The organism is Sulfuracidifex tepidarius, assembly GCF_008326425.1.
Lineage (GTDB): Archaea > Thermoproteota > Thermoprotei_A > Sulfolobales > Sulfolobaceae > Sulfuracidifex > Sulfuracidifex tepidarius.
In genome coordinates, this window is the sequence record NZ_AP018929.1 from 2,012,959 (window position 1) to 2,033,723 (window position 20,765).

The 20,765-nt window shown below is 46.1% G+C and carries 15 protein-coding genes; 11 read left to right on the top strand and 4 right to left on the bottom strand.

What is annotated here, in order from left to right:
• Positions 1 to 540: 540 nt before the first annotated feature.
• The 4 genes from IC007_RS10385 (at position 541) to IC007_RS10400 (ending at position 5,495) form a co-directional block, all read left to right on the top strand.
• Positions 541 to 1,347 carry a hypothetical protein gene (locus IC007_RS10385; protein WP_149528730.1) on the top strand — a complete coding sequence of 269 codons (807 nt, stop codon included), beginning with the start codon at positions 541 to 543 and terminating at the stop codon, positions 1,345 to 1,347.
• A gap of 15 nt (positions 1,348 to 1,362) precedes the next feature.
• Positions 1,363 to 2,946: an ABC transporter ATP-binding protein gene (locus IC007_RS10390; RefSeq protein WP_054846277.1), complete on the top strand. Its 1,584-nt coding sequence runs from the start codon at positions 1,363 to 1,365 to the stop codon at positions 2,944 to 2,946.
• A complete protein-coding gene (locus IC007_RS10395) occupies positions 2,946 to 3,920 on the top strand; it encodes an energy-coupling factor transporter transmembrane component T family protein (RefSeq protein ID WP_054846276.1) in 975 nt (324 codons plus the stop codon). The genes IC007_RS10390 and IC007_RS10395 overlap by 1 nt, the downstream gene beginning before the upstream one ends.
• A 306-nt stretch (positions 3,921 to 4,226) precedes the next feature.
• Positions 4,227 to 5,495 (top strand): M20/M25/M40 family metallo-hydrolase, encoded by a 1,269-nt coding sequence (locus IC007_RS10400; protein WP_054846275.1) that lies wholly within the window; start codon positions 4,227 to 4,229, stop codon positions 5,493 to 5,495.
• A gap of 267 nt (positions 5,496 to 5,762) precedes the next feature.
• On the opposite strand, the gene IC007_RS10405 is transcribed toward IC007_RS10400, so the two are convergent.
• Both IC007_RS10405 and IC007_RS10410 read right to left on the bottom strand, forming a co-directional pair.
• Positions 5,763 to 6,056, bottom strand: coding sequence for a hypothetical protein (locus tag IC007_RS10405; RefSeq protein ID WP_054846274.1), 294 nt, complete (start codon positions 6,054 to 6,056; stop codon positions 5,763 to 5,765).
• Positions 6,057 to 6,093: 37 nt separating this feature from the next.
• Positions 6,094 to 7,002, bottom strand: coding sequence for a lactate/malate dehydrogenase family protein (locus IC007_RS10410; protein WP_054846273.1), 909 nt, complete (start codon positions 7,000 to 7,002; stop codon positions 6,094 to 6,096).
• Between the two features lie 73 nt (positions 7,003 to 7,075).
• Between IC007_RS10410 and IC007_RS10415 the strand changes: the two genes are divergently transcribed.
• The 6 genes from IC007_RS10415 to IC007_RS10440 all read left to right on the top strand — a co-directional run bounded on the left by IC007_RS10415 (position 7,076) and on the right by IC007_RS10440 (position 16,847).
• Entirely contained in the window at positions 7,076 to 8,326 is a 1,251-nt protein-coding gene (locus IC007_RS10415) for an MmgE/PrpD family protein (protein WP_054846272.1), read from the top strand.
• 4 nt (positions 8,327 to 8,330) lie between these two features.
• Positions 8,331 to 9,146 (top strand): methylisocitrate lyase, encoded by an 816-nt coding sequence (prpB, locus tag IC007_RS10420; RefSeq protein WP_370685807.1) that lies wholly within the window; start codon positions 8,331 to 8,333, stop codon positions 9,144 to 9,146.
• A gap of 24 nt (positions 9,147 to 9,170) precedes the next feature.
• Entirely contained in the window at positions 9,171 to 9,602 is a 432-nt protein-coding gene (locus IC007_RS10425; RefSeq protein WP_054846270.1) for a CBS domain-containing protein, read from the top strand.
• Positions 9,599 to 10,729, top strand: coding sequence for a citrate synthase (gltA, locus tag IC007_RS10430; RefSeq protein WP_149528732.1), 1,131 nt, complete (start codon positions 9,599 to 9,601; stop codon positions 10,727 to 10,729). The genes IC007_RS10425 and gltA overlap by 4 nt, the downstream gene beginning before the upstream one ends.
• A gap of 437 nt (positions 10,730 to 11,166) precedes the next feature.
• Complete coding sequence (locus IC007_RS10435; protein WP_054846269.1) at positions 11,167 to 14,976, top strand: S53 family peptidase; 3,810 nt, start codon at positions 11,167 to 11,169, stop codon at positions 14,974 to 14,976.
• Entirely contained in the window at positions 14,973 to 16,847 is a 1,875-nt protein-coding gene (locus IC007_RS10440; protein ID WP_084739819.1) for a peptide-N4-asparagine amidase, read from the top strand. The genes IC007_RS10435 and IC007_RS10440 overlap by 4 nt, the downstream gene beginning before the upstream one ends.
• 172 nt (positions 16,848 to 17,019) lie before the next feature.
• Here the strand turns inward: IC007_RS10440 and IC007_RS10445 are convergent, their stop codons facing one another.
• Positions 17,020 to 17,997 (bottom strand): NAD(P)/FAD-dependent oxidoreductase, encoded by a 978-nt coding sequence (locus IC007_RS10445; RefSeq protein WP_054846268.1) that lies wholly within the window; start codon positions 17,995 to 17,997, stop codon positions 17,020 to 17,022.
• Positions 17,994 to 19,646 carry a thiamine pyrophosphate-dependent enzyme gene (locus IC007_RS10450; RefSeq protein WP_054846267.1) on the bottom strand — a complete coding sequence of 551 codons (1,653 nt, stop codon included), beginning with the start codon at positions 19,644 to 19,646 and terminating at the stop codon, positions 17,994 to 17,996. Before IC007_RS10450 ends, IC007_RS10445 begins: the two co-directional genes overlap by 4 nt.
• A 151-nt stretch (positions 19,647 to 19,797) precedes the next feature.
• Between IC007_RS10450 and IC007_RS10455 the strand changes: the two genes are divergently transcribed.
• Positions 19,798 to 20,706, top strand: coding sequence for a DUF973 family protein (locus tag IC007_RS10455; RefSeq protein ID WP_054846266.1), 909 nt, complete (start codon positions 19,798 to 19,800; stop codon positions 20,704 to 20,706).
• Positions 20,707 to 20,765 lie beyond the last annotated feature (59 nt).

Here is a 20,765-nt window from a genome sequence, read left to right on the forward strand (position 1 = left end):
ACTTTTCTGTCAATAAGCTCTTTAGGACATAACTCGATTTATTCAGGTTTCCATCTAGAATTCACTTTGTTTCTATTAATAGAGAATGAAATTTCAAACGAAATATTTCATCGTGATGTAGACCTAAATTGTTCAATATAAGATAATAGATCTAATTTTATCTTTTTATCTAAAACATAACTAGTATTGCGGAATGAAAGCAGTCTCCGTATTTCAAGAGAAGTGTATAGATTTGAACTGGTTGAATAGTGTGACCGGACATATTGCCTTGTGTTTGGTTAAAATGACGAAAACAAAAAAGAAACTTGTTCATTAATGTGATTAGAATATCTCGTTAGGAAAGTTAATAAAATTAGATTCTGGACGCAAGTAAATCCAAGGAAGTGTTATCTCATACGTAATGTATTAAACAGTGTTCATTCCTTTGGTTTCATTGTTGTGAATTTTGTTACATAAATCTAGATATCACTTCTTATGTACTATATAATTTATATAATGAATATAGAGAATCTTTATTAGCAGATTTTGGTAAAGACAACCATGGCAGGTTTTAATGGTATAGAAGGAGATTTGAACGTACCTGGCGAAATACCGATATGGATAGCAGTACTCTACTTCGTGATAGTTGGAGCAATATATGCAGCAGCTATAGCAATGAAGAGGGTTAATTTCAACACTTTAGATCTAGTCTACATAGGAATTGGAGGAGCCTTATCTGTAGTCCTTGAGTTCTATGTGGGACCGATATTCTCTAGAGTCGTTCCTAAAGTCCCCGGTCTTGACATCAGTTTTGCCTTGCGTCTTTTCATGGTCACGATATTCGCAGCCATAATAAGGAAGCCGGGATCAGCAGCTGCAATGCTAGCGATATTCGACCTCTTAGGTGACCAGTTTCACTATGGATACTCTGGAGAGCCGGTTTACCTGATCTACGAGTCTTTAACTTACGGGTTCTTCATAGACTTCGTCACGTTCATCTCAGGGAATCACCTATTTGGTATAGGAATGAAGAAGATGAGTGCTGCCAGGATGCTCTTCGCAGGGTTCTTCCCGGCCTCTAGGGCCAGCACGCAGACTCAAACTCAAATTGTAAACGAGGAAGAGGAAGAGGCTAAGAAGGACGTCTCATGGGTCCCATTGGTAATAGCTCAGTCGGTTTTAATAGGAGTGCTAGTGTCTACCGCAGATCCGATATTCTATGACGGGTTCTTCGGTCCCTTAGTATCCGGAGCTGTAGTGAACTGGGCTTCAATCACTTTCAAGTTCTTGACTTACATACCTTGGAACATTATCGCCGTTTTCCTTGCAGGTATAGTAGCTAGAAGGATAGCGAAGGTACTAGGATGACGTGGTGATGTCACTTTGAAAGCAATAGAAGTCAAGAACCTATCTTTTTCTTACTTGAACACATCTCATCCTGCAATAACTGTAGATGACTTCTCCGTAGACGAAGGGGAGACTGTCCTGATAACAGGGAAGTCGGGTGAAGGAAAGTCTACGTTCATAAGCTGTATTAACGGTGTAATACCTCACATGACTAACGGTGAACTGAAAGGAGAGGTGACGGTGATGGGGATGGAAGTTAAGAAGACCCCCATCCACAAACTCTCTTCAGTGGTAGGTACTGTGCTTCAAGACCCAGAGTCTCAGACCATAAACTATACGGTGGAAGAGGAAGTAGCATTCGGTCCTGAGAACCTGAAGTTACCCCCTGAGGAAATAAGGGAGAGGGTAGAGGAATCCCTTGAGATCACAGGGATATCTCACCTGAGAAGTGAGGTAATTTACAACCTTTCAGGAGGAGAGCTCCAGAGGACAGTAATAGCAGGTGCATTGGCTATGAGACCACAGGTGATGATATTTGATGAGCCCACTTCAAACATAGACCCAGAAGGGACAAACAGGATATTCAGTTTAATTGAGCAGATGAGAGGGAAAAAGACAATCCTCATAGTCGAGCACAAGGTGGAGCGAGTACTCAGGTTCGTTGACCGTGTGATCATGATAGAGAAGGGTAAAATAAAGTTCGACGTGAGGAAGGACGAGCTAATAGACCACGTTGATGAGATGGTCTCTAACGGGATAGATATTCCCGACCACTTCGTTTATTCCAAGAAGCTCGGCATCAAGTCTCTAGACGTGTTCGAGGTTAAACAGAAAATGGTTGAGAGAGGAGTGAAATTGGAACCTTACCTCAGGTTCAAGAGGAACCTTGACCCCGTGTTGGACGCTTGGGTCAAGGTGAGTTCGAAGGAGGGAAAGGAGTTAGTTAACGCTTCCTTGAGGTTAAACAGAGGTGAGGTCTACTCCCTCATGGGTATGAACGGCGCGGGGAAGTCGACTTTCCTTAAGGCAATAGTGGGCTTCTTAGACAAAGACGTCGTGGTCGAGTCTAAGATTTCAGCGAACGGGGTCGACATATCGAAAGCCCCTATATACAAGAGAGGAGAGCTAGTAGGTTACCTCCCACAGAACTTCGATCTGTCGCTGATCACCAGTACCGTATTCAAGGAAGTAGCTTTCCCCCTGAAGGCGAAGAAAGTAAAGGACTGGGAGGAGAAGGCGAAGAAGATACTGGAAGACTTCGACATGATCAAGTATAGGAACAGAGACCCTCTAGCTTTGAGCATGGGACAGAGGAGGAGGGTAGCGATGGCTTCAGCAGTAGCGTCCGGTGCAAAGATACTCCTGATGGACGAACCTACCTCTGGACAGGACTTCTATCACAAGGAGTTGTTAGGCAAGGAGATAAACCAATTGAGAGAAAAAGGATATTCATTCCTGATCGTGACCCACGACGCTAGGTTCGCCTATCGCTACTCAGACAGGATAGGGTTACTCCATAAGGGTAAGATGGTGTTGGAGGGAACTCCTGAAGACGTGTTCCTCAAGTCTGCAGACTACGGTGTAGAGCCACCTTCAGACTACTTGTTGAGGTGTAGATAATGGATCCTCTACTTTACAACATTTATGATAATGTAATGAGCTGGTTCTTCTACTTCTTCGGAATAACTTTCCCTATATATGCTCTCATAGGAGTCATAGGGATAAAGGGTTTCCTGACCATCACCAGATACGAGAAAGGGGACTCCTTCCTGTATAGGCTAAACCCAGTCACTAAGATAGCTATGGGGTTGGTTGTGATGACCATCGCAGCTATCACGATATGGTGGGTGGGAGCTATACTGACGGTGATAGGGCTAGGGATATATCTGACCCTTAAGGACGGAAAGAGGAAGTTCTTCCTAGGCTTGTTCCTCACTATCTCATCCATCATAGGTAGCGCTTGGGGTATCGCTACTTACACTCCTTATAGCATACTTCACTATGCGTTTGGAAACTTTAACCCTGTGGTCGTCTGGGTATGGCCCTCGTATTTCTCTGTAATGGGTTACCAGCACTTCCTGACTCTACAAGGAATGGAGTACGGCTTTCAGGTCGCCATGAGGACAACTCCCATATTCCTCTACTCTCTGATTTTGGTCATGACTACTACTCCCTCCCAAATAGTGAGGGCTTTAACCAAGATAAAGCTCCCAATAGAAGTAATCTTCTCAATGGTCGTAGCAATGAGGAGCCTTCCCAGGATATTTGAAGCTATTGACACGTCGGTCAAGATGCAGTTCCTGAAGGGAAGGGGATACGGAGCATCGAAATGGAAAATGCCCATATACATGCTCGTGGGAGTGTTTTACGCCATAGTGCCAACTCTTATCTACCTCCTGAGGGGAGCTAAGTACACACAGATGTCCGCTGACACGAGGGCTTTCAGAGCTTACAAAGACAGAAGTTACCTCTACGACATTAAGTTCTCCAGGGAGGACTACATAATGCTTGCACTCTTCGCAATAGGTATAGTGCTCGCTATCGTAGCTACTACCATGGGTTACGGGAGAGCCGTACCTTATGTAGGATACTGAAAATGGGAGAACAATGAAGCAAAGAGAGAGGGAAATAAGAAAAAGATAAAAAAGAAAAAAGGAAAGAAGAAGAATAAAAAAAGAAAATCATAATATGTCTCTTTTTTCCTATATACTCGTCTTCTCTTTCCCTTTCACTTTCGAAGAAATGTTGCAATCATAGAGGGAAAACAAGAAACGGGTTCATAGCTTCTCGTTACGTTATTGCTCTACCTGAGACTGATACCATTCAAGGGTTTGTCTTTCTCGGAGTTATCTATTTACTTTTTAAATTCCTAAGAACTCTTTACACTCTAGGTAAGACCAATGGAGAAGGGAGACCTTTACGAGTTTCTTAAGATAGACACTACCTCAGCTAAAGGGAAGGGAGAGGAGGGAGCTAAATTCCTCGTCGATTACATGACTGATCACGGGATTGAGGCCAGACTGATCAGGCACAAGGCAGTTAACCCTTACGTAGTCGGAGAGCTGAATGTTGGAGCGGAGAGGACTCTTTTGGTTTACAATCACTACGACGTTCAGCCCGTGGAACCGCTTGATAAATGGAATACCGACCCTTTCAATCCCACGGAAAAGGAAGGGAAAATATACGCTAGGGGAGTTGCAGACGATAAGGGGTCTCTCATTGCCAGACTCCAGAGCATCTTCGAGCTAAAGAAGGAAGGTAAGCTCAAGGTTAACCTGAAGTTCATCTACGAGGGGGTCGAGGAGATAGGAAGCCCGAACATAGAGGACTTCCTTGAGGACTACAAGGATCAGCTTAGGTCAGACTATGTTCTATGGGAGGGAGCCGGAAGGGGTCCAGACAACTCACCGGAGATAGTTCTGGGCGTCAAAGGTCTTCTTTATGTAGAGGTGAGGGACAAGACTCCAAAGGACCTCCATTCCATGTATGCACCCATCGTGAGGAACCCGGCCTGGGAGCTAGTGAATTTCCTCAACTCGTTGAGGAGTGACGGAAAGGTTAACTTGAAGGGATTTTACGATAGAGTGAGATGGCTCACTGAGGAGGAGGCTAGACTCATGAAAGGGGTTAAACAGGAGATGGAGAGTTCCCTGTCTCAGTCAGTCCCCGAGAACTTCATGAGGAAATTGGTGGAAGAGCCTACGTGCAACATAGCTGGTCTCTACGCGGGGTACATAGGGGAGGGGTCTAAGACAGTCATCCCGTCATACGCTTTCGCGAAGATAGATTTCAGGCTAGTCCCTGATCAGGACCCTGAAGAGGTGTTGAAGTCACTCTTGAGCGTGATCCCTCAACAATTTGAGGTAAAAGTATGGGGAAAAGTGAAGCCTTACAGGACGTCGTTGAAGAGCGAGATAGCTTCAGCCTTAATTTCCTCAGCTAGGAGGACTTACAACGTTGATCCGAGCGTTCTGCCTAACAGCCCCGGTACGGGCCCTATGGAGGCTTTCGCAAGAATTTTGAATAATAACCAGATAGCGGACGGAGTGGGCGTAGATAACTCAAGCTCTAACATTCACTCTTTCAACGAGTGGATACACGTTGAAGATTACCTCCTGGCACAGAGATGGATGAGAGAGCTCTTGTTGGAATTGGGGAATATGCCTTGACCCTTTTTATAAACTTTATCTAATTGAGAGGTAAGAGACTATCGCGGGAGGCCTATGACTATATGAAGGTATAGGACTTAATCTGGAAGTCTCTTAGCTCGAGCGTTCAACCTTTCAATTTGGGGAATTAAATATAGAGACACAAGTAGTGGTTCCTTATCTCGCTTTAACTTTTTCCCTTTTCATTTCATGTAGCACAAAAGAGACAGACACTATGAGAGGAGGACTCAAATCCTCCTACCTATTTCTCCTCCCTTTCTCTCCTCTCTATTTTTTCTTCAACTTTTCGAAGAGCTTCTCTGTCTTCTCACTGATTTCCTTGAGTTCCTTCTTCATTTCGGTCAAGTTTGACTTTCTCTTCAAGTCGTCTAACTTCTGCGTGAGGTCATGATATTCTTTCTCTTCGTCGTCGGTCTTCTTTCCTTCTTTCTTTACTCTTTCCAAGTTTTTCGGGAAGGTATCACGCATGGTAGTTATCAACTTGTTTATGTCTTCCTCCACCTCTTCCTTGGTTGCGTAACTCTTCTCCTTTATTTCTTTTAGAAGTTTTGAAAGATCCATATGTGAATTAGTGATAATCAGTTAAAAAATTTTTGATTTAAGCAAGAATCTGTATCCTATTTAAGCTTTCCTTGTAGAAGCTGTAGAAGTCCTTAGTTGCGGATATGAGGTGCCATCTGTCCTTCTCGTCCAGGAGGGACTCCAGGGATGGACCTATCTTCCTTCCTACCACGACGGGCTCGCTGATGTGAACTATCTCGTCCTCGAAGTAGTGAGGGAAAGCGATGGACATGACCTTGTTCTCATTCAACACTATACTGCGTATTATTTCCTCTATTATCGTGCCCGGACCCCAAGTGGTACCTCCCATAGCCTTTATTATGTCTCCAGGGATAGACTTAACGTATCTCTCTACTTCCTCCTTGTCGACCTTGTCACCTACGAGTTGGTCTTTCACAGTCACCGTGCTCCACAGGATCACCGCGTCGTCACCATGTTCACCTCCTACGTAACCGTTCACGTAGTTGACTGGAACCTTCAGCTTCTTAGCTATGAACGACCTCATCCTCATAGTCTCCACTTGGTCTCCTGTGCTTATCGTGTATTTTCCGGACACTTTCATGAATATGGAAGCCATCATGTCCACTGGGTTGCTGACCATCACGTATATGGCGTCGTTTCTCTTCGGCAGCTCCTTGGCTAGACTCGCTATGATTTTCGCGTTCTCGACGAAGAGATCCCTCCTGTCCATTCCAGGCTTCCTCGGTTTACCTGCGGTGACCACTACGACGTCGCAGGAGGTCACGTCGTCTAAGGAGTTAGTTCCCAAGACTTCGGTCTTTAGTCTCCTCGAGGCTAAGGCGTGTCTGAGCTCATGCTCGAACTTCTCGGGGAGGTCTGGAATTATGTCGTAAAGTACTGCCTCGTCTACGTAACCTCCCATCAATGTATTGAACGCAATTGTCTGACCTATCTTTCCCGTACCTATGAATCCTATCTTGGTCATTTTGAATCACAGTTACAATTCTCAGTTTACTTTTTTAAGTTTTACGTATTATTTTTATAATGGTAAAAAAGAAATGAAAGATCAGCTACTTAATATGATAGTCGGGCATTACTCCTCCTATTCTCTTGCGGGGGAGGATGAGCTGAAAATGAGGCTGCTGGACGCGCTCGCCGTTGCATACGCCGCCAGGAGGGAAAGGATTCCCTTCTCTCTAACGCTCATTCAGGGAGACGTCCCGTCTTTGATGGGGATGACCTCAGTGGACTCAGCAGCTTTCGTGAACACTTTCCTGATCAGGTACCTCGACTTCAACGATACTTTCCTTGGACTGGAACCGCTGCACCCTAGCGACATGATAGGGGGACTCTTGGCCTTGGGATACGTTCAGGACTCATCAGGGGAAGATCTGCTCCACGCTATGGGGTTGGGATATGACGTGGGGGTGTCTCTCTGTAAGACCACTTCCTTGAGGAAGAAGGGCTTCGACCACGTCAACTTCCTCGGAATAGGAGCCGCAGTAGCGTCAGGGTACCTCCTCTCCCTCAGCGAGGAACAGTTGAGGAACGCGGTCTCCCTCACCGTAGTCCCACATGTGGCATTACGTGAGACTAGGTCGGGGAAGCTGACTAGCTGGAAGGCAGGAGCTGCGGCAGAGGCGGTTAGGAACGCGGTATTCAGCTCCCTCTTAGCTAAGTCAGGGATGGAAGGACCGCCTCTTCCGTTTCAGGGGAAATACGGTTTCACTAGTTTGGTAGCTAGAGACATGGACTTGTCAAGATTCAAACCTAACGTAGAGGTCAGGAATACCGCGATAAAGGAGTTTCCCGTAGAATATCACGCCCAAGCTGCGGTGGAGGCGTCGCTCAAGGCCGAGTGGAGCGGGAAAATCGAGAGCGTCCTTGTGGAAACCTATGAGGCAGCGGTCTCCATACTTGCTGATGAAGATAAATGGAACCCCGAGAACAGGGAGACCGCTGACCACAGCTTACCTTTCACAGTCTCGTACTCCCTCCTCAGGAGGGACTTCTGGCTCGACAGCTATTCTCACATACATGACAGGGACGTCAGGGACCTCATGAAGTTAGTTCAGGTTAGAGAAGTGAAGGAGTTCTCCCAGGAATACCCGGAGAAGCTTCCCGTGAGGCTCACTGTGAACTCTTCCTCAGTAGAGGTCGATGTCCCTAAGGGGTACCCGACTAACCCCATGACAATGGAGGAGGTAGAGGCGAAAGCCAGGAGGCTGGGGTTACCAGAAAAGGTTATCAGCTTAGTAAGAGAACTGGAAGAAGTGAAGGTGAAGGATCTTGTCAGAGAAATTACCTGATTTCATGGTAATACCCGGGGTCTTCAACCCGTTCTCAGCCATGTTAGCTAAGAGGTCTGGGTTCTCAGCCGTTTACTTATCTGGCGGAGGGCTCACCTCCTCCCTGGGTTTGCCTGACCTAGGGACCATAACTCTGGACGAGGTAGAGTGGGTGCTCCAGAGGATCACGGAGACAGTAGACGTCAAGGTCGTGGTGGATGCAGACACGGGGTTTGGTGAAGTGCTCAACGTGTTCAGGGCGGTGAAGAGGCTGGAGAGGGCCGGGGCGTGGGCGATCCAGATAGAGGACCAAGTCATGCCCAAGAAGTGTGGTCACCTCAAGGGGAAGGAGGTAGTACGCCCTGAAGCGATGGTAGAGAAGATAAGGACAGCACTTAAAGCCAGGGAGAAGTCCATCATCATCGCTAGGGTTGACTCCAGGTCAGTCCTCGGTATGAGGGACGCGATAGAGAGGGCTAAGAGGTACCTTGATGCTGGTGCAGACGTTATCTTTCCAGAGGCGTTAGAGACCAAGGAAGAGTTCTCAGAGTTCAAGAAAGAGTTAGGTAATGTGAGGCTTCTAGCTAATATGACGGAGTTCGGCAGGACTCCCCTCATCACTGCAGACGAGTTCAGGGAAATGGGCTACTCTATGGTCATCTTCCCTGTCACAGCCTTCAGGGTCGCGGCGAAGGCTATGAAGGAAGCTTACGACGTCCTGGCTAAGGAAGGGACTCAGTCCTCCCTTATGGACAAGATGATGACCAGGGAAGAACAGTACGACGTTGTAAACTACTACTTCTATGAGGACCTAGATAGTTCTATGTCGAAAGGTTTATAGTCTTGTTTGCTGACAATATTAATTATGATTCAAGAAAAAATTAAAAAAATAATCACACGCCCCATGGTTACAGTCACTCAAGGTACGTCGCTCCTGAACGCGGTGAAACTGATGGCATCTCAAGGGATAGGGTCGGTAATCATAGTGGACAACCAAGGGAAACCTATAGGCATATTCACTGAGAGGGACCTTCTCATGGCTATCGCGAGGGGAGAGTCAACTAACACTTCAATAGAGAAGATAGCTACGATTGGGAAGTTAATAACAGTGAACGAGGAAGACAGTGTGGGCAAGGCAGCGAAGCTGATGCATGAACACAACATAAGGCACTTGGTGGTCGTGAACCAGGAAGGAGCAGCTGTAGGTGTAATATCTATCAGGGACATAATAAGCGAGAAGCACCTCTTGTCGGCGATATCATCAGAGCCGGGGGATGAGTGGGTGGGTGGTGATTGATGCAGGTCAGTAGAGGGCTAGAGGACGTCATAATTAAGACGACTTCCCTCACCTTTATAGACGGAGAGAAAGGCATACTCAGGTATAGGGGATACGACATAAACGATCTGATGAACGCCTCATACGAGGAAGTGATCTACCTCATGCTTTACGGTGACCTACCTTCTAGAGGAGAGCTGGAAGAGGTGAAGTCAATCATAAACGAATCATATGACGTACCTGAGAGCGTGATTAACGTGATTTTCTCCTTGGGGAGGAGCTGTGACCCTATAGGCATGATGGAGACTGCGTTCGGGGCTCTAGCTTCGGTTTACAACCCAGCGTGGGATAAAGAGAGGGACAAGGAGACTGCGTTGAAGATCATAGCAAAGGCTTCTACTGTAACGTGTAACGTGATGAGGGCTAAGGAAGGCCTGAAGCCGAAAGTACCAGAGCCTTCAGAGAGCTACGCCAAGAGCTTCCTTAGGTCATCCCTTGACAAGGAACCGGACGAGCTAGAGGTGAAGGCGATGGACAACAGCTTGGTCCTTTACACGGACCATGAGGTCCCCGCTTCCACTACCGCGGGTCTGGTCACAGCTTCAACTCTTTCAGACATGTACTCCTGCGTAACTGCAGCTTTAGCAGCGTTGAAGGGACCTCTCCACGGCGGTGCAGCTGAGGGTGCGTTCAACCAATTCGTGGACATAGGGTCTCCTGAAAAGGTAGAGGAATGGTTCTCAAGGAAAATGGAGGAAAAGAAAAGGATAATGGGGTTCGGGCACAGAGTTTACAAGACTTACGATCCGAGGGCTAAGATATTTAAACGACTAGCAGAGAGCTTATCCTCGAGAAAACCAGAGGCTAAGACGTATTTTAAGATCGCATCTAAGCTAGATGAGGTAGGAGAAAAACACCTTTCAGAGAAGAAGTTGTTCCCGAACACTGACTTCTACTCAGGGATATTGTTCTACTCCATGGGCTTCCCCGTCTACATGTTCACACCTATATTCGCGCTTTCGAGGACGCTCGGGTGGACTTCCCACTTCATAGAGTACGTCGAGGAACAGCACAGGCTCATAAGGCCTAGGGCAGCATATGTCGGAGCCGAGAAGAGGGAGTTCGTTCCTCTTGAGAAAAGAAGCTAAAGTCTTCTAGAAGCTGATGTAGAAGCTCAAGAGGTTCGTAATGAGACAAATTAGCCTACATTTTATATATTTTATTCTCTTTTGCTTCATCTCAATAAGGCTGAATCCCTAAAATGTTTTCAAATCTCTCATATTTTTTAATCATAAGTTTAGTTTAGAATTTCAGGATTAATACTTGTATTTCTCCCATCTATGACAAAGTCTTGGCAAATGGTAGCATTGAGAGAATCATTATTGGTTTCTGTAAGTCTACTAAGCAGCTAAAAAAGATTCATCCGCGTTATTAGAAATGGAGTTAGCTTATCCAGTTTTTAGATCAGATGTAAAATTTCCCTTTTGTAACATATATCTTTTTTAAAATATCTTAAAATTTCATGTGAGTTGTAAATTATCTGTCAAAACAATACTTAAATATTATAAACAAAGTATAGCATTTGATGTATAAATATATCGGAATTTTGGCGATATCTCTCTTTTCCCTCAGTATAATCCCGATAGCCGGAGCTTTCTCGTCTGCAGGTACTGCATATGTTGGACCTAATCTACAAGGAAATGAGATGGATCAACTTCCTTCAAACCAGGAAATATGCGTGTTCGTGATGATTCCTCCTAAAAACATGAACGAATTGATGTTAATAGCTCAAGAGGTTGCAAACCATCAGATCCCTCCGCTGTCAAAACAAGAGATGAACTACATGTTCGGGGATGTGAAGAAGGAAAGTGAGGTCGTCTCTTATCTGAAGCAAAGCGGGTTCAACGTGACTTTCTCCTCTCCTTTCTCAGTGATAGCAGTGGGAAATGCGTCTCTTGTAGACAAGATATTTCATACTTCCCTTTCCATGTTCAGGGACGCCTCAGTGAGCTATTATAAACCCACCGTCTCTCCCACTATTCCATCTCCTCTTAGAGGAACCTTTGTAGGCGGGCTGACAAACTTCACCGAGTTTCAGCCTCAATACGTTACGCTTGGAAGCCCTACAACGTCTCAATTTCCCGCTCAGGTTCCCGGGAGTCAGTTCTCAGCCTTGATGTATACACCCCAAGAGCTCCAGGGTGCGTATAACGTGACAGGACCAGAGGGGAAGAACGTGACTGTGGTGGTACTGGACGCCTACGGGGACCCCGAAATCGAGCAAGACGTGAAAGCCTTCGATTCCATCTATCATCTCCCTAACCTGAACCTCACCATAACTCCTGTCGGTCCTTACCATCCTCTGTTGGGCGTCCTGACTGGATGGGACGAGGAGGTAGCTCTAGACGTGGAGGCTGTACACTCCATGGCACCTTACGCTAAGATAGACTTGGTGGTAGCTTCAAATGCAGGTTCTGCTCTCTACGAGGCTATAGACTTGATAGTCAGCGAGGATCTCGGACAAGTGGTAGACATGAGCTTCGGCATCCCTGAGAATGAGGTAACGGCTACGGGATTCTACTACTACGAGAACGGGCAGCCTCAAATCAACTACCCTTGGGTGGACTACTACTTCGCCCTTGGATCAGCTGAGGGAATATCTTTCTTTGCCGCCTCTGGAGATGACGGTGCATACGGAGGGACTCCCACTTATTACGGAGGTGTTTCATTCCCTTCATCTTCTCCGTTCGTGACCTCTGTGGGAGGCACTTCGCTCTTCGTTAACACAACGTCGGGTGAGATAGGAATGCCTAACTCCACAGCGTCCTACGGTTACGAGACTGCATGGAGCGTCGAACCACAATACGAGAACCCTGAGACCAGTACTGTCTCCTCAGATGGAGGCTTCAGCACCTTGTTCCCAGTTCCTTGGTATCAGATTCCAGTCACCCATTCAGACTCTAGGACGACTCCTGACGTCTCGGCAGACGCAAATCCTTACACCGGAATGGAAATAATAGTAAACGGGCAGAGGACTGTAATAGGAGGGACCAGCTTATCGACACAGTTGTGGGGAGGAGTGGCGGCAGACGTGATCTCGTTCGTGAAACACCCTATCGGTCTGTTCAACCCTTACTTGTACGAAATATACCAGAACAGTACAGAGTATAATGAGGCGTTTCACCCCGTCACCCTTGGTTTCAACGGGGAGTATCTAGCCAACTCTTCCTACAACTTGGTCACTGGCATGGGGTCTCCGAACGTTGGGGAGCTGGAACAAGTGATGGAGACCTTGGTTAAGGAACCCAGGCTGAGTATATCAGTCTCTACCTTCGCAAAGAACATTACATATCCTTGGTATCCTTACTCCTCCAACTTCACAATTGTAGCTTCAATTTCAACGCCAAACTCCACAACTGTCATGAGCGGCAACTTCGTTGCATATATCTTCACGTTGAGGGGATTCCTCCTCAGCGTTCCACTTAGCTTCAATGGGTCTTACTGGGTCGCCACTGTATACGTAAACAAGGGATATCCTCCGAACGTGTGGAGCGTTGTAGTGAACGGAACTTACGGTGGCATCACAGGTACTGGGTTCGTGGACATTGACGTGGGAGACGGAATAAACGTGCTCTCTCAGGAAGGCTACATAGGTATAAGCTCTCCTTTCACTTATGAGGTCTGCATTTACCAACCCAACGGTTCCCCTGTTGAGTTAAATTCAGTGAAAGCTTACTTTACACTGAACTCTCGCGACATCTTCAACGTGACCATGTTCCAGACCTCCACTCCAGGGTTATATGAAGGACAGGGAGAGGTGATCCCTCCGACTCCTCAAGGCGCTTACGTGATATACGTCAATACCTCGGGGGCATCGGTCTACTCGTGGGACGTAATTGGAGGCTTCATATACGGAGCAGTGCTTACCCCTGTCAACGACGGAGGAGGTTCGATAAATGTGGGAGAAACTTTCGCTGTGATAGCTTCAGCTTACGACAGAGAAGGGCTAGGTCTTTTCACGGGGAACGATATGGTTTACATTTACAACGACCAAGGTAAGTTAGTTTACTCTACAACCATGGTCCCGGCGCCTGACGTGGATCAATACTATATTTACAACTTGTTCGGATACCAAGAGGCCAACATAACTTTGCCGTCCAACTTCACCACGGGTTTCTATAAACTCATCATATCTTCTGAGATAAACACTTCAGTGGGCATGTGCATGGAGAACTTCACCACGGGTTTCTACGTGTCTCCTCAACAGCTCACCGGAAAGGTCTACACGCAGTCCATTTTGTACCAAGGTGAGAACGTGACAGTTTACGCAAACGTTACCTACCCTAACGGGACGGAAGTAACTCAGGGAGAGTTTACCGTTACCATGATACCTCAACAGTCCTTGTATAATTCCATAAATGAAGAGTTCGACTACGGAGTTCCCATGCAGTACAACTTCACGATACATGAGTGGGAGGCTAGGGTAACTGTTCCTTCAGTGATGTCTAGGGAAGGTCTTTTCTCCGTTGCCGGGCCTTTCTCCGTGGTGCTAAGCGGTACATCGTCCTTAGGAAACAACGTAGTTTCGAACTCTACCGTATTCGTTGAGCCTTACACTTACGAAGTGATGAACATAACTTCTCCCACTAGCGTGACGTCTGTGTACTCTCCCGAGATCACAGTGTATCATACCACAGGGAACATTACAGACTCTACACTGGAGAACCTTATAGCAGACCACGCTTCCGTAGTCATTTCATCTTCGAAGTTGATTCACGTGAAAGCTGTGGACTCAAACGTGACATTGGAGGGAAGCGACATAGGAGGAGGTGAAGTCGCCTTCACATTGATAAACTCGAGTCTCACGTTAATCGACGTCAATGTGCATGACGTGAAGTTTATCTTCAACTTGACCAACTCTAACGTGAGTGAAGTCGGAGCGCTGTTCTATAACTACACCAACTTGTCTACAGTACCCGCTCCGAGGGTGGTTTCTGTATCTCCTATAAACGTGACTACAAACTCAACCTTCCTGAAAGTGGAGCTGAAGGGGTATGACTTGAGGGTAACTTCGCTCACCCTGAACGGAGAGGGAGTTAAGTACCACGTCGGCTATACGTCGTCTGGAGCGTATCTTGCGATACCGTTCTCTAACCTCCCCGGAGGCCTCTATCATTACGATCTACAAGTGACAGAGAACGGGTTACCTTACAACCTCTCTTTCGATGTGTACAACTCCTATCCTCAGGTTAAAGAAGCACAACTGGATCACTCAATCTCTTCAGTGAACAGTTCGGTGAGCACACTTGATCACTCAATTTACATAGCTTACGCTATAGGGGTGATAGGAATAATCTTGGCTCTAGTCTCCTTATTCTTGAGGGTGAGAAAATGAAGACTGTCATAGTTAAACTTTTCATGATAGGAGTAATCCTGCTCATGTTATTGCCCTACATGCCGGGACAAGCAGCGACTTACAGCGAAGGCAGTTACATACATGGTAATAGCCTTTACTTGCCCAGGCTCTTCAACATGACTTCTTCACCGTCACTCTTCAACCAGGATCCGTCGTACTACTCCTTTGAGGCTTATCACCTTAACATCACCGGTAAACCTGTGAAGGTGATCATAGGTAGGGACTTGCTCTTCAATGACACCGGCCTTAAGCCCATAATTGAAGACGTTGAAATACCTTCTGGAAACTACTCTCAGGAGATACTTAACGTGTCGATAAGTGAATTCAACGGGACTCAGTACGATAGGCAAGTGTACATCTTTGCTGACGGAGTCCCAATATTCTGGGGTTCAACTCAAGAGATTCACAACTCTACAGCGGAGTCAAGAGTAACGGAATTCGAGAACCTCCTCAAAGGAAACGTAACGTTCGAAATGGTGATAGAGAACTTCTACGACGCTAAGGTCAATATCACGGGACTCTACGAGATGAATGTGACGCTATACCTCTATCCCGGTCCAACCCCTGTAGGCCTTCCTAACATGTTCGTACCGCTCTTCAACAGCTCCTACAACTATTCGTACGTGGTGTTGAACCCACTAGACGACGTGACTACCTCAAACGTGAGCATACCAATGGGTACTTACAAGGTACAGATGCTCTTGTACGAAGAGGGAGGAGGACTGGACGAGTTCTGGTATACTAACGAACCCGCTACCAGGGAAATCTTGATCTATTACAATAATTACCTTGCAGGAGATCTAAATCCCTTCGAGACCATATATACGGGTGGAATAGATTTGTTCTATTGGAAACCACTGACCTCCATAGATACCCTTTCATTCCATTCTCCCTACCTGATAGACCTGACTCCGATGTTGGCATTGTCCCATAACGCTACCATAAGGGTCACAGTCACTAACTTAAAGACGGCGTATCATCTCACGGGTTCAACGGCTTTCGACTGGGACCTCTCAGGTGTTTTAATGCTGTGGGTGAACGAGAGCAACCCTATGATTGGAGGAACCGTCGTGACTGAGACACAGCACTTCATAGACTCATCTCCTATCTTCATACCAGGGTATACGCCTTCCACTTGTTACTACGACGAGGGAGGAAATTACTTGTTGAATTATACATCTGTCTTGGACTTCCTCCACGGCAGAGAAGTAGCAACGACAACGCAAGAGGGCAAGTTCGTAGCAAGGCAGTCCTTTAACTCCGTGTACGAAAGCGTCTACTTAGACGAGACCTTCAGCGAGTCCGTGAAGGACATCGGAATGTATAACTACACCATGGTGGAACAAGGTAACTATCCGGTGAACATGTATTTCGACGCAATAGAGATTCCTCTCTCATCGTCTCCCAAGATACCTTTCAATTTGTCATATGAACAGAACGGGTCCCTCGTACTGTCCTTGAACTTCATGAAGAACACTTCATTTGATGACTTCATCACGTCAAGCAGTGTGAACGAGGTGGTGAGAAGCGAAGGAGGCTTCTCCGGAGTAATAGAGGTGATAAACAACTACGGAGGAAGTGAGCTCGTCTCACTAACATCAAACTACGGTGTAACATCGAAGGAACTTAACTTAACGTTTGTACAGAACGGCGTTGGACTCAGAGAGAACTTCTACGCTCAAGGCATACAGAACAGTACCGTTAACACCAGCGGGTATTACTCTCATTTACATGTAAAGTTCTCGAAAGTAGGTGATCCAATCCGTGACGAACAAGTCCAGCTTTTAATCTCAGAAATAATCAAGTTAATCTACGTTCCAGTACTCAAATCCCTTTTTCTCTTTATCTAGGACGATGCGAAGTCCGGGTAAAGCGAAATATTTTTTCTTTATATTATTTTATCGAATGGCTTTTCTATTCTTATTTTCTTCTGATTACTTAAAATATCTTGATTAACGAAAAACTTCTCCATGTTTCCCCATTAGATTTAAAAAATAGCTATCTAATTGACTTGATTGATTGTTAAATTGAAAGTAGTCTGCTGTGAATGTATGCCATTTTTTTCATCAATTTAGCTTCATCACCTTCCACGTAAGAGTCGCCGAAGTCTCCGAAGTAGTTTTCACCTATCCTCAGGATTGTGGCTAGTCTGCTTGGCCTGAACGACAGACCCTCACCCATGGCGTTCCTCATGGCAGTCCTTCCTGAACTCATCGCGACTTCAGCAGACATGGGAATTTGCTGGTCTTGAAAAGTGGCGCAGTCCCCCGCTCCGTACACGTCCTTGTAATCCACAGAGGATAGGTCTTTCTCTACTATCATCCTGTGGTTCACGTTCTTCAAACCTAGCTCGTCTACCGTGTAAGACCCCTTAAGACCGCCTGCAAATATGGTGAGATCCGATTTAATTTCACCCTTGTCAGTGACAACGGAGTCCCTCTTAACTTCCGTAGCCTCGGTCTTCAGCATCACGTTGACGCCTCTTTCCTCCAATAGAGATTTAGCCTTCTCTGAGGAAGCCGTGGTCATCGTGGGAAGCAATCTCCCCCTTCTCTGGATGATGGTCACGTTTCCTTTTATGTTTCCTGCTAACTCTACTCCGGTTGCACCTCCTCCGACTATCACTATCGACTTAGAGGTAGGTATCATGTCTCTGATGACTCTTGCGTCATCCAATGTCTCTATCTTCTTAGCGTACTCCTTAGCTCCCTTGAGCCTGGGGAGGTTCTGATGATGGCCTACTGACAGGATTAACTTGTCATACTTTATTTTACTGTCTTTAGTTATGATCTCCTTGTCCTTGAAGTTGACCTTTATCTCCGATGTCTTGACATGTATTAGGTACTTTGTGGCAACGTAGCTCTGGTCTATAGATCCACACGCGTAATCTATTATCCAAGGTATCATCACGAACTGGTCCTTCCTGTCTATTAGGACGGCGTTGTGGTTCTCCTTCAGCGCTGATAGACCCGCGAAGCCCGCACCTATGATAGCTATCATATTCTCTCCAGTTTCTCTCTGAAAATTGAGAGCACGTACTTCTCGGCCTGAGCGAACGTTAGCTTCGGGGGCATCGGCCTCTCATTAGGGTTCACCACCGCCTCCAGGAGAGCAGGGCCTTCAACGCTGAGGAACTTCTCCATCACGCTTTCACCTTCGTCGTGGCTCTCTAACCTGAAACCTGTGAAGCCCATAGCTTCAGCCAGCTTCACGAAGTCGGGGTTAACTAGGTCTACTCCCCATTCTGGATACCCCATGACTTCCTGCTCGAACTTTATCATGCCAAGCTTAGTGTTGTTGTATACTACCACCTTGATGGGTAACCCGTATTTCTTCGCGGTTATCATTTCCATCATGGTCATCGCGAATCCTCCGTCACCTACGAACGAGATCACCTGCTTTCCGGTCGCTAGGGAGGCACCTACGCCGGCAGGTATACCGAACCCCATCGATCCAAGCCAGGACGAGAACAGGAAAGTTTGTTGTCCGGAAGCCCTGAAATGTCTTGCCGTCCACATAGTCACGTTCCCGACGTCGGTTACTATGACGGCGTCTTTCCTGCATTTCTGTGACGTGAGGTAAGCTACGTACTGGGGTTTCAAGGGAGTTGAGTCCTCCTTCTCCTGCTTCTCTAAGTCGCTGATCCATTCCTTCTTGCTCTTCTGCAGTTTTGCGTAGTGCTTCTCTCCTTTTTCTTTCACTTCGGCTCTTATCTTTAAGAAGTCCTTAACGGGGATAGGGTACTCCACGTCCACTCCTATCCTCTTCCCTATGTTCGACGGATTTAAGTCAACTTGGATTACCTTGGTGTTTTTGGGGAGGAAATTAACGTATGGAAATGACGTCCCAAGCATGATCAGGAGGTCTGCCTCATCTATTGCCTCAATTGAGGGTTTAGATCCTAAGAGACCTATCCCTCCCATTACCTTAGGGTCGTCGTCCGGAAGGATACCTTTTCCGTTAAGTGCATAGATCACGGGTGCTCCCAGCTTCTCTGCAAATTCGTTGAGTTCAGTAGAGCTTCCTTTGGCTCCTCCTCCTATCATGATGACTGGTTTCTGGGACTCATTAATCATCTTCAACGCGTCCGAGAAGTCCACGGTATACTCTACCTTGGGAACCACAGACGTCTTTGGCTCATGGTAGTCCGCACTCTCCCTCAATATGTCAACTGGTAGGTTTATGTGAGCTACTCCCCTCTTAGTTACAGCTTCCCTTATTGCCCTCCTCATTAAGTACTCTGCGTTTTCGGGATTCACTATCATCCGGTTGAAGACCGCAACATCGTCCATGAGCTTGACTAGGTTGACCTCTTGGAAGTAATCGTGACCTAACATGTCGCTCTCTACCTGACCTGACAGAGCTATGACGGGAGCATGATCCATCTTAGCGTCGTAAAGCCCGTTCACTAGGTGTATCGACCCGGGTCCCGACGTCCCCATACAAGCTGTAGGTCCACCAGTGATTTTCGACTCTGCAGACGCAGCGAAGGCCGCTCCCTCCTCATGCCTTACTTGGATATACTTGATCTTCTCGGATTTCCTCACCGCATCAACTAACGGGTCTATCGAGTCTCCGGGAAGTCCGTAGATCCTCTCAACATGATTCTCCTCAAGGACTTTTACTATAACTTCCGCAACCGATGTCATATTATCTAATGTCATTCAAAACTTTTATTCGTGGTTTATTAACATTATAAACCTAGAAAACTCTACTATCCTGGTAAAATGTTCTAATCCAGGAAATTAAACTAATTCATGACAACAAAATGTTTAAATTATTGAAATCGCTATTTAATCTATGAATGGGGAACTTAGGAACGGATTTAGTAACGTAGGTATTGGTTCACTCCTGTCGGCTATCGGTCTAACATTGATGGAGGTATTGAGTAGTATTATTCCATTTTCCTCTCTTTTAGGTCTGGTTTTAGGAATTATAGGCCTCTATTTCCTGATAAAGGGATTCGGAAGTCTGAAAAGGGGAGGAATATCGGTTTCTAATACGGGATTTTACTTAATATCGATTGGAGTAATACTCGACATTGTCCTAGTGGTTCTCTTGTATTTATTTTTAGGATCTCTTGGGTTAAGTCCTACATCTCTTGTGGGTCTAAGTCGTCATACGGTGCTCAGTTTACTGCCGTATATCGCAGGAATTGGAATCGTAAGCTTGGTTTCCCTTCTTCTCTTTCTAGTAGGAGGAATTCTTGCAGGCATTTCCTTCTATAACTTAGGTAAGAGTTACGGAAACTCTCCCATGCAAGTTGGCGGAATCCTAGTGGCGATACCATTCCTTGAATTCATTGGGTACTTCCTCACATGGGTGGGAACTATGGAAGTAGGGAAATCCCCAATAGGATTATACCCTTACCAACAACAGACCTATGTCCAGACTCCGACTCCTTCCTATCCTACACCTTCCTATCCTGTACCTTACCAAATAGGAGCAGGTACAATTGACTCCACAGGCAGAGCTTTTCTCACTCTGTTCTCTCAAGTTCAAGTTCAGATAACCGATGCTCAGTTGTTGGACTCCAATATCGTAATATCTCAAACTAGGTCGTTCACTCCCACTCTCCTGGTTCCGGGTAATAATAACGTTAATGTTAATTTCACTTCATTTCAAGGAAATCCTGGCAGGGCATACATAGTGAGGCTCTTCCTGTCAGGAGGGACTTACGTAGATGCTCTGGTGAAGTATTTAGGTTAATAAAACTTTTTAAGAAAAAAGGTTAAAAAATTGTATTTAAGAGAAAAAAACATTCTGAT